The 18,687-nt window shown below is 58.9% G+C and carries 15 protein-coding genes; 12 read left to right on the forward strand and 3 right to left on the reverse strand.

Features of this window, described 5'->3' with window-relative positions; translation table 11 throughout:
• Window positions 1–580: 580 nt before the first annotated feature.
• On the reverse strand, window positions 581–1,978 hold the full coding sequence (locus IRZ31_RS12055; protein ID WP_297153985.1) for an ABC transporter substrate-binding protein: 1,398 nt from the start codon (window positions 1,976–1,978) through the stop codon (window positions 581–583).
• Between the two features lie 454 nt (window positions 1,979–2,432).
• Here IRZ31_RS12055 and IRZ31_RS12060 point away from each other — a divergent pair, with 454 nt between their 5' ends.
• The 7 genes from IRZ31_RS12060 (at window position 2,433) to IRZ31_RS12090 (ending at window position 10,497) form a co-directional block, all read left to right on the forward strand.
• Entirely contained in the window at window positions 2,433–4,019 is a 1,587-nt protein-coding gene (locus tag IRZ31_RS12060) for a helix-turn-helix domain-containing protein (protein WP_189361376.1), read from the forward strand.
• Between the two features lie 146 nt (window positions 4,020–4,165).
• Window positions 4,166–4,789, forward strand: coding sequence for an RNA polymerase sigma factor (locus tag IRZ31_RS12065; RefSeq protein WP_112427448.1), 624 nt, complete (start codon window positions 4,166–4,168; stop codon window positions 4,787–4,789).
• On the forward strand, window positions 4,786–6,111 hold the full coding sequence (locus IRZ31_RS12070; RefSeq protein ID WP_297153991.1) for a hypothetical protein: 1,326 nt from the start codon (window positions 4,786–4,788) through the stop codon (window positions 6,109–6,111). Before IRZ31_RS12065 ends, IRZ31_RS12070 begins: the two co-directional genes overlap by 4 nt.
• Window positions 6,112–6,494: 383 nt before the next feature.
• Window positions 6,495–7,877: an ABC transporter substrate-binding protein gene (locus IRZ31_RS12075; protein WP_297153993.1), complete on the forward strand. Its 1,383-nt coding sequence runs from the start codon at window positions 6,495–6,497 to the stop codon at window positions 7,875–7,877.
• A 395-nt stretch (window positions 7,878–8,272) separates the two neighbouring features.
• Entirely contained in the window at window positions 8,273–8,809 is a 537-nt protein-coding gene (locus IRZ31_RS12080; RefSeq protein WP_297153995.1) for a hypothetical protein, read from the forward strand.
• A gap of 112 nt (window positions 8,810–8,921) precedes the next feature.
• The gene (locus IRZ31_RS12085) at window positions 8,922–9,344 is read left to right on the forward strand and encodes a hypothetical protein (RefSeq protein ID WP_297153997.1); all 423 of its coding nucleotides are present in this window, start codon (window positions 8,922–8,924) and stop codon (window positions 9,342–9,344) included.
• A 520-nt stretch (window positions 9,345–9,864) separates the two neighbouring features.
• Window positions 9,865–10,497 carry a helix-hairpin-helix domain-containing protein gene (locus IRZ31_RS12090; RefSeq protein WP_297153999.1) on the forward strand — a complete coding sequence of 211 codons (633 nt, stop codon included), beginning with the start codon at window positions 9,865–9,867 and terminating at the stop codon, window positions 10,495–10,497.
• 43 nt (window positions 10,498–10,540) lie between these two features.
• Here IRZ31_RS12090 and IRZ31_RS12095 read toward each other — a convergent pair whose 3' ends face one another.
• Window positions 10,541–11,383: an aminotransferase class IV gene (locus IRZ31_RS12095; protein ID WP_297154001.1), complete on the reverse strand. Its 843-nt coding sequence runs from the start codon at window positions 11,381–11,383 to the stop codon at window positions 10,541–10,543.
• Between the two features lie 2 nt (window positions 11,384–11,385).
• A complete protein-coding gene (locus IRZ31_RS12100; RefSeq protein WP_297154003.1) occupies window positions 11,386–11,808 on the reverse strand; it encodes an EVE domain-containing protein in 423 nt (140 codons plus the stop codon).
• Window positions 11,809–12,469: 661 nt separating this feature from the next.
• Between IRZ31_RS12100 and IRZ31_RS12105 the strand changes: the two genes are divergently transcribed.
• The 5 genes from IRZ31_RS12105 to IRZ31_RS12125 form a co-directional block, all read left to right on the forward strand.
• Window positions 12,470–13,960 carry an APC family permease gene (locus tag IRZ31_RS12105; RefSeq protein WP_297154005.1) on the forward strand — a complete coding sequence of 497 codons (1,491 nt, stop codon included), beginning with the start codon at window positions 12,470–12,472 and terminating at the stop codon, window positions 13,958–13,960.
• 107 nt (window positions 13,961–14,067) lie between these two features.
• The gene (locus IRZ31_RS12110) at window positions 14,068–14,979 is read left to right on the forward strand and encodes an alpha/beta hydrolase (RefSeq protein ID WP_297154007.1); all 912 of its coding nucleotides are present in this window, start codon (window positions 14,068–14,070) and stop codon (window positions 14,977–14,979) included.
• Between the two features lie 242 nt (window positions 14,980–15,221).
• A complete protein-coding gene (locus IRZ31_RS12115) occupies window positions 15,222–16,700 on the forward strand; it encodes an APC family permease (RefSeq protein WP_297154008.1) in 1,479 nt (492 codons plus the stop codon).
• A 197-nt stretch (window positions 16,701–16,897) separates the two neighbouring features.
• The gene (locus IRZ31_RS12120; RefSeq protein WP_297154010.1) at window positions 16,898–17,740 is read left to right on the forward strand and encodes a dihydrofolate reductase family protein; all 843 of its coding nucleotides are present in this window, start codon (window positions 16,898–16,900) and stop codon (window positions 17,738–17,740) included.
• Window positions 17,741–18,107: 367 nt separating this feature from the next.
• Window positions 18,108–18,687 (forward strand): carbohydrate binding domain-containing protein (locus IRZ31_RS12125; RefSeq protein ID WP_297154012.1); only part of this gene is annotated, 580 nt, incomplete at its 3' end.

Below are 18,687 nucleotides of genomic sequence, written 5' to 3' on the forward strand. Positions count from 1 at the left end.
GGTTAGGCTGAAGCGCTTTCTGCGCGCCGTTGTCTTCGTCGGAAGGCTCCGCTGCTCTTCGATGGCTTTGATCATAAGCACACATCCCCTGGGAACAATTGTGTCCATGCCATGACACGGTAGTACCACAGCTGCTGGCCCGCGACTGCCAACCTGTGCCTATCGGCCTGTGCCTACCGGCCTGTGCCTACGGACCTGACACCAGTACCACGTAAAAATAGGCGAAGAAGCTCCATCTATCCAGCGAGACCTGCCTACATTTGCAAAAGGTAAGAGTCCGACTGGCATCCCGAAGGAGTCCCCAACAGCCCCACAAGAGAGACGTCAGTACGCCTCATCGCGGGTCATCCAGTGAGTCGGGCCGGCCTGTCCGCCAGCCATCGCGTAGCTTGAGGGCGAGGCGGAGATAGCCCTTCCTCTCCCCCTCTTGCCCCTCAGCTTGCCCCTCCGCCTCAGTAGCCCTGTCCCTTCCGAAGTCCTCGCAGACGCGCGGCTGAACTGCCAGGTTCTACTCAGGCGGAGAGGAGCCAGCGGACAAGCCAGCAAGCGATCTCACCCGAACGAGAGGCGCCTCGCTTTCCTACGCGGAAGCGTAAGCCTGCTGAGCTGTTGACTCCAGCGAACTCAGGACACTATCGAGCTTAGTCGGGTCCTTGATGAAATCCAGCATGGCTTTCCAGTAAGCCGTCTCCATCGCCGGAGGCATCAGGTCATCGGCCCCGAAGCGGAAGATCGTAGCACTGGTCAGCATCTGCGCCGAAGCGCGCGCGACATCATTAGGATAGGCTGACAAGGAAACCGCCTTGCTCGGCGAAGTGAAGCCGCCGCGCTTGACCCAGATTTCTTGTGCCTGGGCCGTCTCCAGGTACTTCACCAGCTCGCGCACACCATTGTTATCCCTTAAGGCTACGATCACATCAGCACCCCCAGTCACAGCCCCCTGATACTGGGGATTAATCGTCGGGAAGGGGAAGAAATTGAAATCCTTGCCAGGCTGGGCGCTCTTGAACTGCGCCGTAATGAAGCCGGCAGTGAAGTCGCCGAGGTAGTAGAGGTAGGCCTCAGGAGGATTCTTGAAGGGGGCATAGCTGGCGTCCTGGAAGTTGGTGGCCAGGATCGACTGAGGCGCGCCATTGATATAGTGTTTGCCAGTGACGATCTGGGCGAAGGTCTGGAAAGCCTGCTTGACACTACTATGGGTCCAGGGGATCTTGTGATTGACCCATTGATCGTAGAGATCAGGCCCCGACTGCAGCAGGAAGATCTCATCGACCCAGTCGGCAGCCGGCCAGCCGCTGGCCGAGCCGCTCTCGACCCCCATCGACCAGGGGAACTTTCCCTTGCCAGCAATCATATCGGAGAGCTTGATCAGGTCGTCCCAGGTCTTGGGAATCGTACCGCCGATCGCCTGAAACTGCGTAGGATTATACCAGATAGTACCCTTGTTGGCCGCCTTGTAGAAGAGCGCGTAGAGCCGACCGTTGTAGGAACCCAGATCGATCCAGGTCGAAGCGTAATCGCTCTTGACCTTGTTCATATCCAGGAAGGAATCGAGGGGGATTAGCTTGCCCTGGCTCGCCAGCTGTTGCATCTTGCCCGGATTGGGCAGCACGGCAATATCTGGCGGGTTGCCGCCGCGCAAGCGCGAGGTGAGCACCGCATCAAGATCGCGTGTCGCCTCGATCTTGACCGTGATCTTCGACTGACTCTCGAAGGGAGTCACTACGGCGTCAAACGATTGCTGCTCCTCGCCGCTCCAGACATTGAGCACATCGATCGAGCTGACGGTTGCAGGCGTACTGCTGCCCCCAGTAGTGCTGGGCGTACCACAGGCCGCCAGTACTGAGGCGGCAGCGCTGGCCGTCAACCCAAGCGCCATCGCGCGTTGTAGAAAGACCCGTCTCCCGATCCGATGCTCACTCAGATCTTCTACGAGCCGATCTAGCGCCTCGCGCTGTTGCCGATCATAAATAAACATAAGCTCCTCCTTTGGGCTGATGTTGCTCGGCTCACTACAGTTGCGTGCAGCTTGCAACTGTCACAGACAAACAGGGAACGGAGCAGAAAGATGTCTGTGCAGACAGAGAGAGTGTAGCCAGGCAGCCCCAAACTGGCAACGTCCTCATAGGGACAGCGTGACGGCTCATAGACGGCTTGATCTGGCCAGTCCTCCCTCCTTCCTTTGTTTGCTCCCAACACAAGCTTGCTGACAGCGTCGCCGCAGCCAGCTACAGCAGATAGCACGGCCCACTCAGCCGACCTGGTCAGCCTCTGGTCCTCCAAGCAGACTGATCGCGCGGCTCCGAGACAGCAATCTTTCTCTCATTTCCCGATGGTAACGGCAATCTTAAGCGTTTCTCTGTCAGATTTTTCATGGCTCTCCTGTCATACAGTATAGGCAGAGGGACAACAAGCGCAGAAAGGATACAGCCGTGAGCAAGGCCAGAAAAATGCCTGCCAATGACCGGCTCCGCAGCGAGCGACTCCGTCGGGGCTGGTCGCGCGAGTATGTGGCGGCCCAGATCGGAGTGGCTGATCCGAAGACAATTGGTCGTTGGGAGCGTGGGGACGCCATTCCCAGCGCCTACTTCCGCCAGAAGCTCTGCAGCTTCTTCGGCCTGTCGGCCCAGGAGCTGGGCCTCTATCAGGAGCCTGCCCACGTCGTTCCGCCGACCAGCGAGTCGTCCGCTTGTGGATCAGCCCGAACACATGAGGAAAGCAGCCACGAGTCGCCTGAGCAGCCGGGGATTAACAAGAGCATCTTTGATCCTGCCATGCCTCTCGTAACGCCAGAGAGTCTTGCCCCGATTGGGCGTGACCGGATCTTATCCCAGCTAAAATCGCAATTGATGCAAGAACGAAGCGGCAACACGGTGGCCCTCTACGGTCTGCCTGGAGTTGGCAAGACGACGCTGGCTCTGGCCCTGGTACACGATCCAGAGGTGCAGGCCCATTTCAATGGGGGTATCCTCTGGGGCCGGCTCAGCAGCGAACCTCATCTTCCTGCTCTGCTACGCCACTGGGCAGCGCTGCTAGAGATTCCACCCCACATTCAGCTCCGCCTGGAAAGCCTTGAAAGCTGGATTCAGGCGCTGCGCGCCGCCATTCAGCATCGACGCATGCTGTTGGTTATTGACGATGCCTGGTCATATGCTGAATCCTTGCTGCTGATGGTCGGAGGGCCACAGTGCGCTTATCTGCTGACAACACGCTTGCCGGTGGTGGCCCTCCACTTCGCCAATGAGCGGGCTTTCCGCGTTCCTGAGCTGGAGCAGGAGCAGGCGCTGGCTCTTCTGGAGCGCTTTGCTCCCCTGGCCACTCGTCTGGAACCGGAGGCCAGCCGCGCTTTGGTACAGGCCGTCGGCGGCTTACCCTTGGCGCTGACCCTGATCGGGCGCTACCTGCAGGCCCAGACCTACAGCGGCCAGATCCGCCGCTTGCGCTCAGCCCTGGAGCGCCTCCAGAATCCGCAGCTGCGCCTCTCACTGGAGGGCTGCGACGCCACCGTGGAACCTCACCACTACCACGCCCAGGCCGCTCCACCATCGCTGGCAGCTGCACTTGCAATCAGCTATCGCCGTTTGAGCCGTGAGGCTCGCCAGGCGTTGACTTGCCTGGCAGCTCTACCACCGAAGCCGCAGACCTTTCATGAAACATCGCTGGGCCAGCAGGTCTCAGCTCAAACGCTCGATGAGCTGCTGGATGCCGGTTTGCTAGAAAGCGCCGGCCCGGACAGCTATACGTTGCATCCAGTGATCGCCGAGTACGCACGTAGCTACTCTCACCTCCAGGAGCAGGATCTCACTCCATCTGTTTCCCGACCCGTCGCCGCGTCTGTCCCGCTGGCAGAGCGCCCTCGCGCCGCGAGCCTCGGCTCTCCCGAACGTCCTGCCCGCTGCCCAGATCTAGCGCCGATGGTGTATCATGGAGGGGAGAGATCTCAGCCGTCGCTGCCTGCGCTCCATCACCAGGACCATCAGCAGCCGGCTCATGCTAATCCCCTGGCGCTCTCTCCCTGAGCTGCCTCCCAGGGGGTCCAGACTGCCACCTCGCGCGCTCTCTGGCTCACCTGCTTGAGAGAGCACTAGCGCAAGGCAGCAGACCCAGAGCAGACGCCGGGGTCTCTCTGCAGTTGTCTTCGGCAGCTCGTTAAGGAACCTCACCTATGGCCTACAGGATAGAGGATACGTCTTCATCGGAGACAAATGGCTCGCCTGATGAGCTAGCTCTTGTGCAACGAGCGCAACGCGGCGACGAGGCTGCCTTTAATACGCTGTTCGAGCGCTACGAGCATAGGATCGCTCGCTACCTGAAACACATGGTCGGCAACGATGGGGTGAGCTGCGATCTGACCCAGGATACGTTTTTCCGCGCCTGGCAAGGACTACCAGGTCTACGCGATCCGCAACGTTTCGCCAGCTGGCTGTATCGCATCGCCACTAATCTTGCTCATAACTATCTGGAACAGGCCAGGCGCATGCAGTACGTCCCCTGGGAAGACTGCCATGAGGACAGTCGCGAGCTGAGCACGCTAGGGATGGAACAGCATATCGAAGAGCGCGAGTTGACCCAGATCGCGCTTGCCCACGTCTCGCCCACTTACCGCGCCTGCCTCATTCTATACGTGATTGAAGGACTGCCACAGCGCAAGGTAGCTGAACTGCTGGGCATGAAAGAATCATGCGTGAGTAAATATCTCAGTCGAGGCAAAGAGGAGATGCGCCAGATCTACCAGCGCCTGGAGAGTGAAGGGCTTCCGACCAGGCAGAGAGGAGGTAAGCGGAAATGAAGCAGCCGCCGCGTCCTCCTTGCCCATCCTGGGCTGAGAAGCTCGCTCTGCGTCCGGAGGACCTGTCACCTGCCGATCGTGAGGCGCTACAGGCTCATCTGGAGCACTGCCCCGTCTGCGCAGCTGCCCGGGCCGACTATGAGCTGCTCGATGCCCGCCTGCGAGCACTGCCCGACCCGGTGCTGAAGCCTGTGCCACGTCTGGCCGCCCTCATGAGCAAATTCGCCAGCGAGGAAGAGGAGCATTCAGCACCACCGTTCGCAGGCCGGACTCGCCCGGCAAGCAGCCTTTACGCGCGACCCAGGCCGGCCCGCTGGTCGCGGTCGCGTCAGCCTGTCTGGACAGCCGTGGTCGCCCTGGTGGCGGCTTGCCTCATGCTGGTCATGGGCCTGCCATTGATGCACCTGCTCACAGAGAGCGGAGCCAGCAGCCCGGGCACACTGCTGGTGACCTACCGTGGACATAGCAGCGCTATCAGCTCTTTAACCTGGTCGCCGGACGGCGGCTCGCTGGCCTCCAGCGACCTCAAAGGCACCATCGAAGTCTGGAGCGCTCTGACTGGCACGCTGCGCTATCGCTATGAGACTAGCGCCGGTATTGCCTACGCCGTGGCCTGGTCCCCCAACGGGCGCTATCTGGCCGCCGCCTTTGAGAATCATACCGTCGAGGTCTGGAACACCGAAACGGGCCAGCGTCTCTATCGCTTCACTCGCCACACAGATATCGTCTATGCGCTGGCCTGGTCGCCAGACAGCCGGAGATTGGCCTCTGGAGGAGGCGACAATCGCATCTGGGTTTGGGATGCCACCACAGGAGCCAATGCCGTTGTCTATAATGGCATCTTTCCCGTGACAACGCTGGCTTGGTCCCCGGACGGAAACTACCTGGCAGCAGGCGACGCCGGCGACATTGTCCGCATCTGGAACGTGCACACCAGCAATCCAGAGACGCCGCTCCTCTCCTATACAGCCCACAGCGATACCATTACCTCCCTGAGCTGGTCACCGGACGGTCGCTATATCGCCTCAGCCAGCAAGGATGGCACGGTGCGCGTCTGGAACGCCAAAAACGGCAGCACCCTGCGGGTCTACACCGGCCACCACGGTAGCGTCGATGCCGTTGCCTGGTCGCACGACGGACGCTTCATCGCCTCTGCGGGAGCCGATGCTACTGTGCAAGTCTGGAACCCCTTCAACGGCGAGGTGGCCCTGATCTATCGACAGCACAGTGATGAAGTCACAGCTGTCGCCTGGTCTCCGAACGATCACTATCTGGCCTCCGCGGGCTGGGACCATACGGTACAGGTCTGGCGTGCTCCCTGACCACTCCAGGTACAGCTGCTGAACGGCTTGCGGTTCTACCTCCAAGAGAGAGAGCGGCCACCTCATACCGATCCCATCCCACTCTCACGTCAGGCTCCTGCCCCTGGTCCCGACCCGATTGGGAGTCCCTGGCCAACCAGTCGGGGCCGGGGGAGCCGTCTCCCTCTCTATCTTTCTGCCTCGCCTCCTGATCTACCGCAATTATCCTTACAGCTGCCGAAGAATCAGAAACATGTCAGGTTCTTCTGGCATTATCAGTTAGCACTGCGTCTCTCTGGCAGCCACCATATTGCACAGACAGCCCGAAAGAACTATACTGTGAGGTAGCTAACTCACGCCCCTATCGCTGGAAGCTCAGTGCGCTGTGAGCCTGGGAGGAACGCATGCCCGCGCCACACCATCATCACCAACGGCGCGATGAACAGCCGGGCTGGCAGGCTCAGGATCAGCGGAAGCAGTGCAAGCAGGAGCGCCTCCGCCGTCGCGTCTTCTTGCAGCGTGCTGTGACCTTGGGCCTGGCCGCCCACTCAGCACTCGCCTTGCTAGCAGCCTGCGACAGCCAGTCCGCCTCGGTCGATGTTTTGACCGTCTGGAGCAGCGAGGAGCAGGACTCTTTCCGGGCAGTGGTTGCCCCTTTCGAACGACAGACTCAGATCAAGGTGCAGGTTGTCTCTACTCGCGATCAGGACACACTCCTGACCACGCTGCTACGAGCGAACACACCTCCAGGGGTTGCCATCCTGCCCAATCCGGGTGGGATGCAGCAATTGGCCGCACAGGGGAAGCTACTCCCTCTGGACAGCTTCCTGGATATGGAGATAGTCAAGCGTGACTATAGCCGTACCTGGATCGATCTCGGGAGCTACAAGGGAGCGCTCTATGCACTCTTCTACAAGGCGGCTAATAAGGGAATCATCTGGTATAACCCTCGGCAACTGCAGGCACTCGGCCTGAGCGTCCCTCATACCTGGGATGAGCTGATCGCGGTCTCTAACGCCATTGCCGCCCAGGGACGCTATCCCTGGGCCATCGGCGTCGAAAGTGCAGCCTCTAGTGGCTGGCCTGCTGCCGATTGGATCGCCGAGCTGTATTTGAAAGAGTGGGGACCAGAGATGTACCAGCGCTGGGTAAACCACACCATTGCCTGGACCGACCCAACCATTAAACAGACCTTTCGCCGCTTCGGCTCTATTCTCACTGGCAAGCACTATATCTCCAATGCTCCGACCTCGATCTTGCTGACGAACTTTCAGGACGCCAGCTACGCTCCCTTCGAACAACCGCCGCGCGCCTACTTTTACTATTCGGGCGACTTCGTGCTTGGCTTTGTCACGAGCCGCTTCCCCACCATTGTCCCTGGCGAGGAGATCAACTTCTTTCCATTCCCGGAGATCAACCCACGCTATGCTGGCGCTGTCACTGGGGGAGCCGATGCTGTGGTTGCGCTGCAGGATACAGCAGAGGTGCGGGCTCTGGTGCAATACCTCGCCAGCGCACAAGCGCAGGAGATCTGGGTTCGGCGCGGCGGCTTTACCTCGGTCAATAAGTCGATTTCCCTCAGTGCCTATCCCAACCCGGTCGCCCGGGCCTCGGCCCAAATGCTCAGCCAGGCCCCCTTCTTCTGCTTTGGGGCAGGCGATTTAATGCCACCAGTGGTCCAGCACGCTTTTTGGAAAGGCATGCTGGCCTTTATCCGGGAACCAGATCAGCTTGACACGATTCTCAAGGCCATTGAAGCGGTCGCCCAACGTAACTATCCCGCCTAGCCAGTCAGGTCCAGCGCAGGCGCGAGATCCGGTAGAGCAACTTTCTCGCTGCCCCTGCCCATATTCACGATCTCCAGAGTGGGCAAGATCGGCCTGAACGCAGTGCCCTCTGGGCCGTTGAGCCAGGGCTGTCCCTGGCCAGTATCCTGCCCGCGTCCCCTGAACGCCCCCCTTGTGAAAAAGGGCAGTGGCGTTGTAAGCTATGACAGAGAGCGAACCAACAAACAACCACAACAAGTGCATTGACAGAAGAAGTCAAGAAAGAGGTTAACGGGCTGATCGATTCGGCGGCGTGAGCCACCGACCCCCTGCGCGCCTGGGGCCGAGCAGGGCAGGTCAGCTAGCCTATCAGAAGCGCTGCTTTCTGCTGGAAGCGATTGTAGCTAAGGAGCACAATGGTGCCTGAACAGAACAACCCTAACAATCAGCGCAGTCTCCGTGCATCCAATGGGAAACCCTTGATTCTGGGCCAGTCCCGCAGCCTCTCCGATTACGAGGCGGCTATGATTCAGCGCATGATTCGCGAGGAACAGCATTCTTCGCGCGCGCTGGAGATTCCCAAGGAGGACTTGGCTCAGGAGGCGACCACCCGCATGCGCCCAGAAGTGGCCGAGGTGGTGGCTGCCAGTCGGGTACGCGAGATTCTGCAGATGTTTAACCGCGACTACCTCTACGGACAGGGCCGTTTTGATGAGTACGAAAGCGGCCTGCTGCTGAAGTGGGGCGATGGCTACTCGCGCAAGCATATCTGGGTGAGCGTGGAGAACGGGAACCTGCTCTTCGAGACGAGCCACATGCGCAAGTGTAGTAAGCCCTACTGCACTGGCACTCATCATGTGCTCAGCCGCGAGCAGTATACAAATCTCGATCTGATCAATCAGGAGCTGGCCGAGCTGTTCCGCCGTCCCGTTCAGGAGCCAACCGACGACTAAGATGAGATGGGACAGGGGCGAGACGCGCGCGGACGCCAGCGCTTCTGGACCAGAGCGAACAGGTCCGGGCTGCTAGCGTCGTCAGTTAACCAATCAGCAGGAGTGCTAGCCTGTGTCACGATCAGTACTTGCTCTAGAGCGGGATCTCTTCTTCGCGGTGAAGATACGCGATACGCTGCGTCATCTGGCCTTGGAGACGATCGTTGTGCGCGATCTGGCTGCCTTCTCGCGAGCGCTGTCCGGCAACAGCTCGATATCTGGGCAGCCGCGCGAGCAGCTGGCGCTGGCGATTGTGAATATCTCAACACCAGGTGTGGCCTGGGATGAGGCCATCCGCCAGGCCCGCCAGTATGGGCTGCCAGTGCTCGCCTTTGGCCCCCATGTCGATGTGGAGGCCCGCGCCAGGGCTTTGGAAGCCGGCGCCCAGCGGGTGGTCTCCAATGCAAAGCTGAGCAGCTCGCTGACGAGCCTGGTGCAGGACCTGCTCACCTCTCCAGAGAGAGTCGATCTCACTACCGGGGACGAGGAGCACTAATCTTCTCTCAACCCTCTCTAGAGCACGGCTGAGTTTGACAACATCCCCCAGTGACATGCTATAATGACTGTGTCCCGCAGAGGGATATCCTGAAGCCTATCTCAGGCGACAGCCTTCCGATAGGCGAAGCCCGGAAAGGAGGCGATGCCTATGCTGAAGTTGCCTGTCCGCTTACTAGGGATGGTGTTTCAGGTGGACAGACTTGGCCCGTAAGGGCCATTTGTCAGAAGATAAGTGACTGAAGGCCGGATCTCTCTTGATCCGGCCTTCGTTTTTTTGCCCTCTTGCACGCTCCTTGCAACTCTACTCCCGTTGTGCTATACTACATTGAACAAATTTTCTAGTTACTCTGAGACAGCGAAGGTAGCAGAGGAGAGAGCAGTGCGTTCAACCGTGGCTGTCTGCAGCTTTGCCGCTCAGAGGATGGCCAGACGGAAAGAAAGGGAGAACGTACGCAGTACCGTACCATTAACCACGATAAGATCAGTAGAGTAGCCCAGCATCGACGGGGGGCATAACTATGTATCCTATTCTCAAACTTACCCAGACCATTCAGGTGCTGCCGAGCCAATCCGTCTACCAGCGGCGCGCGGTGCAGCAGCCGATGCTTCCTGGGTTGGAGCCAGAGCCTTTAGAGGAACCCCGGCCTGTCCGCAGCAATCGTCAGCTTGCCGAAGTACTGGCGAGCGTGGCCGAGCTGCTTGAGCTACAGCACGGCAACCCTTATCGGATTCAGGCCTACCGCAACGCGGCGCGGGCGATCCTTGATCTTCATGAGCCAGTTACAGAGATCATCGCGCGGGGTGAGCCGCTGCCCATTGCGGGCCTGGGTCGTCGCATGCAGGCCCATATCGCTGAGCTACTGCAGCGGGGGACCCTGACCTTCTCCCACGACCTTCTCCCCCAGAGCTTGCCAGTAGGAGCGCGTCACCTCCTGACGATCGAGCATATCGGCCCGCGTACAGCCCTGCGACTCTATGAAGAGTTGGGCATTGACTCCGCTGAGAAGTTATGGCAGGCCGCCAATGAGCAACGCCTGCGTCGCTTGCCCGGCTTTGGCCCTCGCAGCGAGGAGCGCCTGAAGCAAGCCGCCGCGCGCGCCCTTCAACGGCAGGAGCCGGAGCCGCCAGCCAGCCTGGGAGGTGTGGCATGAATGGCCTTGCTGCGCTGTTCACCACCAGTCCCAGGCCCGTCGACTAGAAACGGCCTTGCTCAACCAGGGCAATAAAGCGCTGCTCCAGCTCCCAGGTACGTGGTCCCGGCTGGCCTGAGCCAATCACCAGGTCGTCGATCTGCACCACCGGCATAATCTCCTTGGACGAGGCAGTCAGGAAGGCTTCATCAACCGAAGGCAGCTCGGATAGCGCAATTGGTCGCTCCTCGATTGGGAAGCGCTCCCGAGCCAGCTCCAGAACTACTGCGCGCGTTACTCCTGGAAGAATACCTTCCCGCGGTGTCACCAGGGTGTCGCCCCGGAAGACGAAGAAATTGCTGCGCGTCGCCTCCAGGAGCTGCCCCTGCTCATTGACAAAGAGAGCATCGGCAGCTCCACGCCGCACCGCTTCCTTGAAAGCCCGCACCGCCGCTATGTAGCTGGTCGTTTTGGCTTCCGGCGCCTCCCGTTGCAAGCGACAGGTAATCAGGCGCAGCCCGCGCTTGAAGGCCCCCAGATCGCGTTCGGGTAAGGGCGTAATCAAGACCGCCAGTAGCGGCTTCCCGGATGGGAGAATGCCGTCTTCGCTTGTGCCACCGGTCACTAGAATACGCAGGGAGGCATGGCGAAAGGGATTGCGCCGGATAGTCTCCTCCAGAACAGCCCGAATCTCTTCGCGCGTGTAGGGAATAGCTAGATCAATTAGCTCCGCAGAGTGATACAGTCGATCAAGATGATCTTCAAGACGAAATGGACGACGATCGTAGGTACGTAGGGATTCGAAGACGCTGTAGCCTCGCAAGACGGCCACATCGGTCAGAGGGATAGAGGCCTCGTCTGGATGGACCCACCGTCCACCAACGTACCAGTTAGCCTGCTGCTCCATAGTTATTCCTCTTCCTCTTCTGGATCAAGCAACCCTTGGCCACGCAACCAGTGCAGAAAGCGCTCTGGAACAGCCATGACGGAGAGACGCGGCTGCCGTACCAGACTCCAGTCGGCAAAGAGTTTGCTCTCCTTGATCTCGCGTAAGCTTACCGGGCGCGCCAGCCGACGCACAAACTCGATCTCGACCACCTGACTGCGGCTGTCGGCAGGATCAGGACGCGGCCAGGAAACAACACGGGCCAGACCAACCAGTGCCGCCTGGGTCCCGCTATGGTAAATCAGCAGTCGATCTCCAGGACGCATCTGCGCGATGAAGCGCACCGCCTGGGGATTGCGCACCCCATCCCAGACAGTGCGCTGCTCACGTGCAAGGTCTTCCAAACTATAGTCCGCAGGCTCGGTCTTCACCAGAAAATAGGCCATAGGCGCCTGTCCCTTTCTCTCCCTCAATCACACCTTAGCCGTTTGACCGCACCACAGCCAGAGAGCATCAGGGTCTGATACTCGTGATCAGCTCAGAGGTACCAGGCTCAAGCCGGCATCGCCATCCAGTCAGAGAGGATAGCACGCCTGGCATCATCTGTAAATACCGCTCAGCCTAAGCCCTGTTCTTCCGCGGCCCATTGGAGCACTTTAGGCTCGCACTATCATGATAGAATTATGCAAGGCATGATAGATCAGGCTTGATTACGAGAATGCCTCCATGTTATAATGCTGAGGCTTTGCTGGCTCTTCAACACTTGGTATTATACAAGACTCTCACTGAGACCAAGTTGCGAGTCTTGTACAGAATCAAGAAAGGAGCTACTGGAGACGAGGAAGGTAGATGCTAAGGAGAGGTCAGGGAGGCAGAAGCAGCCAGTTGTTTTTGAGCAGGCATGAGCCAAAGCCAGGCAACGGAGAGTGAAGTGACAGTTCTCGGTTCTGCTCCCGTTGTCGATAGCGCTGTTGCAGCGGGTGAGCACAGGGGCAGGCCCTTATGGCGCCGCCATCTTCTCTTAGGCAAGGAGAGCCAGAGCAGTTGGCACCGCAGGCATAGAGTCCAACAGCTTGCAAAAGGCATAGATGAAAGGAGGAGCGCCCTTTGACAACTATTCCTCAGCTACGGCCTCACAAACCACTGACGGCATTTGCTATTGCTGGCTCTACCATGGCCCAGATTGCCCCCGCTTTCTCATTCTATTTAGGGATGGCAGTCATCACGCAAGGCGCAGGAGAGGGAGCACCTTTCACCATTTTGCTGGCAGCGATCGCCATCTTCATTGTCGGTTCGAGCGTAGCCGCCTTCGCCCAGCGCCATCCTTCCAACGGTTCCCTGGTGACCTTCCTCGGGCTGACCTTTGGCGGCGTCATTGGCACCGCTACCGCAGTCCTCTTTAGCGTTGCCTACATTCTTCTCTTGGCCTCGGTCATGCTGGCTATTGGTGGTTGGGTCAGCTTCTCGCTCCAGACCTTTTACGGCCTGAGCGTTCCCTGGCTTCCTCTGACGATCGTGCTAGCCCTCCTCTGCTGGCTTTTGACCGTCAGCGGCATCAATCGCTCGACAGCTGTCGCCACTGCATCGATGATTATCGAAGTGGCTGTACTGCTAGTGGTCGCGTTCCTGGCCTTCCTTCATCCTCCAGCACCACTCTCACTAACCCCCTTACTGCCTTCGGCGCTACAAAATGGCCTCACCGGCCTGGGCCAGGCTTTTCCATTGGCTGTCTTTCTCTTCATCGGCTTTGAAAATGCTGCGGCTCTGGCCGAAGAGAGCGAGCACCCTCGGAGGAATATCCCGCGGGCTGTCATGCTCAGTTTGGTCTTCATGGCAGCTCTTTATCTCATTGTGAGCTACGCGACAGTGACCGGCTTCGGCAATAGCGCCAGCCGCCTGGCGCAGAGCACTATCCCCTTCATAGACCTGGCCCAGCGCTACCTTGGTCCTCTGGCTATTCTTGCCGCGCTGGCCGGTTTTACCAGCGTTGCGGGGACCATGCTTGCCGGCACGAACAACCTGTCGCGCGTGATTTTCAACTCGGCCCGCGAACGGCTCTTCCCCTACGCTCTGGCCCAGGTTTCAGATCGCTTCGGCACCCCGATCCTGGCCCTGACACTTCCTTTCGCTCTGGCCCTGGTCTTAGCCCTGGCGGTCGGCTTAGCCGGCAGTGACTGGCTTTCGGCCTTTGGCTACCTGTCAACATTGGGCACTATCCCGCTGATCCTCATCTACGGCGCTGTCAATGTCGCCGTTATTTTTAACAACGGCCTGGGTCTCTCGCCTCTGCGACGCTATGTCCTTCCGCTACTCGGGACCGCAAGCATCGCCGTTCCACTCTGGGCCTTGGTGCAACCCGGCCAGCAGCCGCCATACAGCTTCTTCCCCTGGATCATCCTGGCGCTGCTGATCGCCGCCCTGCTCTACTCCTGGTGGCGCGTACGCTCTGACCCTGCCCTACCAGGGCGCATCGGTGCCTTCGGGCCAGAGGGCCTGGCCGAAGCCGAGGCCGTCGCTATTAGCAGCCCAGCAGCAAGCGTGGCTCCAGAAGAAGAGTCAGATATCACCGCCCTCCATCGTCCCGAGTCCCAAGCCTGATGCAAGGCCAATCACTAAAGGCAGAACCTTACTAGAGTTGCTCAACTCAATGAATTGAGCAACTCTAGATAGAATCATTATAACACGCTCTTAGGAGAGATAGTCTGATGCAGCTTGAGAAATCTCGAATCGGGAAAGCATTACGTGAGGAGGATACCTATACTATCTGCGAAACGCTTTTGCGGATCGAGCCGACTGTCGACCTGTACATCCGCGAGAAATGGATTGCAGGACACGATACCAAGCTCCCAGTTGTGCTGCTGCACGGAGCCGGCATGGATAGCAGCGGCTATGATGTGCCTGAGAGTAACACCTCTCTGGTCAACGCGCTAGCGCAGCATGGCTCGCGCACCTTCGCCTTCGACTTTCGCGGACATGGTCGCTCCAGTCGCGTAGCAGACGGCAAGAGCGTTACTGTCGAGAGTTCGGTAGCCGATACAGTGGCCGTGCTCGACTTTGTGCGGTATGTCACCGGCCAGGAACGAGCTATTTTGATTGGCGAAAGCTACGGAACGATGGTGGCGCCGGTGGTCGCTGAGCGCTATCCCGAGCGCGTCGCCGGCCTGGTCTTGCTTGGCCTCATCTACGCCACTCTGGCCACACCAATCGATGACATGCTCACAGAGCTGGAGCAAGCTCCCTGCGGCTATGCCTTCACTACAGAAGAAGAGTGGGAGATGTTCGCGCCATCAGCTGAGCCAGGCGTGTTGAAGTGGCACCAGGCCCACTTCGGAACAGCCTATGCCTATCCCGTCGGCCCCTATTTCGAAGCAGCCCGGCTTCCCCACGTGCAAAACCCTAGCCGGATTAGCAGCCCCATCTTGGTGGTGACCGGCGATCAAGATCCTTTTGCCTCCCTTGAAGATACCAACCGCTTCCTCTCCGCTGTCGCCAGCTCCGACAAGGCGCACTTGTATCAGCCGGGCGTTGGTCACATGCCCTATGTTGAGCAGAAGGCCGAGGAGGCCCGACAGGCTATTTGCGAGCTGGTCAATCGCTGCAGCGGCAGCGATCAATAGATGGATAGCTCAACACGTAGCAGCTCACGGATTAAACGAGAAGACTGTATCTGAGATTTATCAAATATCTTAACCGACAGTAGGCTAGAGAGCAGGACAAGCTCAGCCTTCCCAGGAGGGTCTGACAAGCGCTCTGCTCTCTGCCCAGGGTTCCTTCTGAGCGCGGCCAGATTGCTATTTTGACCATTTCATAGCTCTACGCACAAAAAGTTATTCTCAATGAGGAAAAGGAGAAAAATTCTATGGCCTCAGAGCCACTTGAAAAGAGCAAGCTGACCTCGGAGTCATATGTCCCGCGTACCATGCCTGTACAGCTCAATGCCTTCGACATGACAGCCAACTACATGCTTCTGCTCTTCAATATCACTATCTCCACGCTACTCGTTGGCAGCGGAGCCGCAGGGGTCAGCTATCTGCTGGTGGGCGGTCTGGTCTTCTTTTTCCCCTGCGCCATTGTCACCGCCCAGCTGGCGTTGATGTTTCCTCACGAGGGAGCACTCTACAACTGGAGCCATAAGGCATTGGGACAGTACTGGAGCTTCTTTTCGGGCTTCTGCGCCTGGCTCTCTGGAGCCCTCCTCATCATTGGCGGCCCCGAGCTGCTCGTCACTTATCTACAAAACTTGCACAGCGGCTGGCTGAGCGAACCCTGGCAGCAAGGGCTGGTGATCAGCGGGTTGCTCATACTCTCTTGCCTGATCGCTCAACAGCGCCTTCGCCTCGTCCAGAATGTGATCAATATCTTGACAATCATTTACTTTCTGGCAGTCCCTCTCATGGGATTCGCTACCCTGATCTGGCTGCTGGAAGGGCACCCGCTGGCTACCAGTTTCGCCCATCCTTCCGACTGGGCTATGAGGCCGGCCAACTTCATTACCTTTGGCTATGCCACCTTTGCCTACCTTAGCACCGAGGTCCCTCTGATTCTTGCAGGAGAGATGGCCCCCAAGCGCGAGATCATCACGCGCCATCTCCTCTGGGGCACTCCCATCGTCTTCGCCAGCTATCTCATCACCACCCTGGCGATGCTCATCGTTCAGGGAGGACAGGCCGCATATAATGGCTTCGCTCCGGTCCTACTCCTGGACATGGTGTTTGGCAAGTGGGCCGGCAACCTGATCCTCGTCTGCATATTAGCCTATTTTCTCATTGTACCTGTATTTTTCAATTCTACCTTTGCGCGCCTGCTCATGGTGGGAGCCATCGATAAGCACCTGCCTCGGCAGGTTGGCCTTCTCAACCGGAATCGTGTGCCGGGCAACGCCATTATCTTCCAGACCTGCGTCAGCCTGATCTTTGCCGCCGTTGTCTTCTTGATTATTCCCTATCTGATCGCGCCCGCATCGCCGGGCGAGTTTGCGACCGAAGCCTACAACGTGCTGATTGCAGCAGCTACACTCGTCTGGGCGCTCTCTGTGATGTTCCTATTCATCGACATATTGGTCTGCATATTCCGTTATCCGCACCTGCTGAACAGTCGCTGCCTCTTCCCGAAACCTTGGACCAAGCCTGTCCTCTGGTTATGCTGTCTGCCAGGACTCCTCTCTTGTCTGACAGCTATGATCGCAACCGTCGTCTACCCCTGGATTCCTCAGATCAGCGTCGGCTCCTGGTGGTATCTCGTCGGTGGCCTGGCCCTGATCTGTCTGGGCGCCGCCGCTATCGGCAGCATGATTGCCAACAGCGGCGCTCGCTGGCAGGATTTAACTACGGCTGAATGAGATTACCGTGAGCGAGCGCTGGCTAGTTCCCCAACCAGGGTAAGCAGCGTGATAGAGAGGGAGGCCAAAACGCTCGTGCGGCCTTCCCTCCCAAGTTCTCAGCAAGAGAGGACAATGCACACCAGGAGCAGTCTGCCTTATACAATAACTAACAGTAAGGATAAGTCCATGAGCAGAAAGAGGATGGTACACAAGCCATGCAAACAGTATCCCCTTTGGCGACCGCCTTTGAGCAGCTAGAGCCTGGAGGCCAGATGCTGCCACTTCCTCCAAGGCTAGCCCACCTCTACGGAAGGCTGGCCTTTCCACCCGCACCGGAGGAGCGCCCCTATATTGTCAGCAACTTTGTCGAGACGCTTGACGGCGTGGCCGTCGCCCATGCCAACGGAAAAAGTCTGGATATCAGCGGCAGCAACGAGCATGATCATATGCTCATGGGTCTGCTGCGCGCCTGTGTCGATGCTGTGATTGTTGGAGCGGGCACATTACGCGACGCCCCCGAGCACCGCTGGACCCCCGACTATATCTATCCTCCGCTAGCCTCTGAATATGGTCAGCTGCGCCGGCAGTTGGGCCAAACCGCCCAGCCGCTGAATGTGATCGTCAGTAGCAGTGGCAATGTCGATCTTAGCCTACCCCTCTTCCACGACGCTACCATCAGCTCAGTGCTGATTACCACCGCTCAAGGAAAGGCCCGTCTGCAGCAACAGCCCCTTCCTCCTAACGTGCACCTGCTTGTCGCCAGCGAGCATGGGCCGCTCCAGGCTCGGGCCATTGTGGAGACGCTGAGCCGCTGGCAGCGCTGCCAGCGTCTTCTCGTCGAAGGCGGCCCCCAGCTGATGGGCCGTTTCATGGCCGAGCGGCTGATCGACGAGCTGTTCCTCACCCTGGCCCCACAGCTAGCCGGACGCGATGCCAGCGAGTCACGCCCCGGCTTTATCTCAGGCCAGCTCTTCCTGCCGTCCGATCCACGCTGGGGAGAATTGCTCAGTCTCAAACGGGCTGGTAGCTACCTCTTCCTGCGCTATCGCTTCGCATGATTCCTGATACCGCTCTAGCCCGGCTGTACACCCGCACCCAGACCCGGTCGGAGACCTGCATGCCCGAACCTCTGTCGGTCTCACTTGTAGCTCTCTCCCCTGCGCTCCCCATCTCACCTACTCACCAGGGAGAGGGTAGACCGTCTGCGGGTCTGGTTCTGCGGCCAGCCCTGGCCAGAGTGGTCTAGACATCTTGACGATATGATTACACGCAGCTATTATTGATGGTGAAGGATCTGCCGGCAGGGCACGGTCAGCCTCTCTCATTAGAAGGCAGGCCGCAGGCATGAAGCCAGCATGCCCTGCCGTAGCGGCGAACAGCCTGTGGCTGTTTGAGCATTTCAAGGCAAGGAGGAAAGCCATCACCATGCCCAGCAGTCTGCCCAAGACCAGGTCACTACCTCCTCTGCGGCCTCGCTTCCTGCTCATACTGCTCTCAGCGCTTCTCATTGTCAGCGGTCTGGCGGCGGCCCTTTTTCTGCGCTGGACAGGCGGAGCCTTTGCAGCAGGCAGCAACCTTGTTACCAATCCGGGCTTCGAGAGCGGCGATCTGAGCGGTTGGAGTTGTGACCCCGGTGACACTGTCGTGACGGCGCCAGTACACAGCGGCCACTATGCCTTACAAATGAATCCCACCGCCTCCACCACCGGGCAATGTACCCAGACCATCAGCGTACAACCCAACAGTAGCTATACTCTCAGCGCCTACGTTGACGGACCCTACGCCTATCTCGGCATTAACGGAGGAGCCAGCAACTGGACCAGCAGCAGCAGTTACACTCAGCTGAGCGTTTCCTTTACCACCGGCGCCTCGACCACCAGCGTCACCATCTATGTGCACGGCTGGTATCTGCAGGGAAGCGTCTACGTCGATGACGTCAGCCTAAGCGGGCCAGCGGGCAGCGCAACTGCAACTCCATCCCCCACAGTGGCCAGCAGTCCCACCC

It is taken from the genome of Thermogemmatispora sp., from assembly GCF_019683635.1.
Lineage (GTDB): Bacteria > Chloroflexota > Ktedonobacteria > Ktedonobacterales > Ktedonobacteraceae > Thermogemmatispora.

Excerpts from the sequence above, each read along its gene's own strand:
- IRZ31_RS12115 (WP_297154008.1), top strand. The coding sequence starts at position 15,222 with ATGGCCTCAGAGCCACTTGAAAAGAGCAAGCTGACCTCGGAGTCATAT.
- IRZ31_RS12080 (WP_297153995.1), top strand. The coding sequence starts at position 8,273 with ATGGTGCCTGAACAGAACAACCCTAACAATCAGCGCAGTCTCCGTGCA.
- IRZ31_RS12055 (WP_297153985.1), bottom strand. The coding sequence starts at position 1,978 with ATGTTTATTTATGATCGGCAACAGCGCGAGGCGCTAGATCGGCTCGTA.
- IRZ31_RS12075 (WP_297153993.1), top strand. The coding sequence starts at position 6,495 with ATGCCCGCGCCACACCATCATCACCAACGGCGCGATGAACAGCCGGGC.
- IRZ31_RS12095 (WP_297154001.1), bottom strand. The coding sequence starts at position 11,383 with ATGGAGCAGCAGGCTAACTGGTACGTTGGTGGACGGTGGGTCCATCCA.
- IRZ31_RS12100 (WP_297154003.1), bottom strand. The coding sequence starts at position 11,808 with ATGGCCTATTTTCTGGTGAAGACCGAGCCTGCGGACTATAGTTTGGAA.
- IRZ31_RS12090 (WP_297153999.1), top strand. The coding sequence starts at position 9,865 with ATGTATCCTATTCTCAAACTTACCCAGACCATTCAGGTGCTGCCGAGC.
- IRZ31_RS12110 (WP_297154007.1), top strand. The coding sequence starts at position 14,068 with ATGCAGCTTGAGAAATCTCGAATCGGGAAAGCATTACGTGAGGAGGAT.
- IRZ31_RS12070 (WP_297153991.1), top strand. The coding sequence starts at position 4,786 with ATGAAGCAGCCGCCGCGTCCTCCTTGCCCATCCTGGGCTGAGAAGCTC.
- IRZ31_RS12065 (WP_112427448.1), top strand. The coding sequence starts at position 4,166 with ATGGCCTACAGGATAGAGGATACGTCTTCATCGGAGACAAATGGCTCG.
- IRZ31_RS12120 (WP_297154010.1), top strand. The coding sequence starts at position 16,898 with ATGCAAACAGTATCCCCTTTGGCGACCGCCTTTGAGCAGCTAGAGCCT.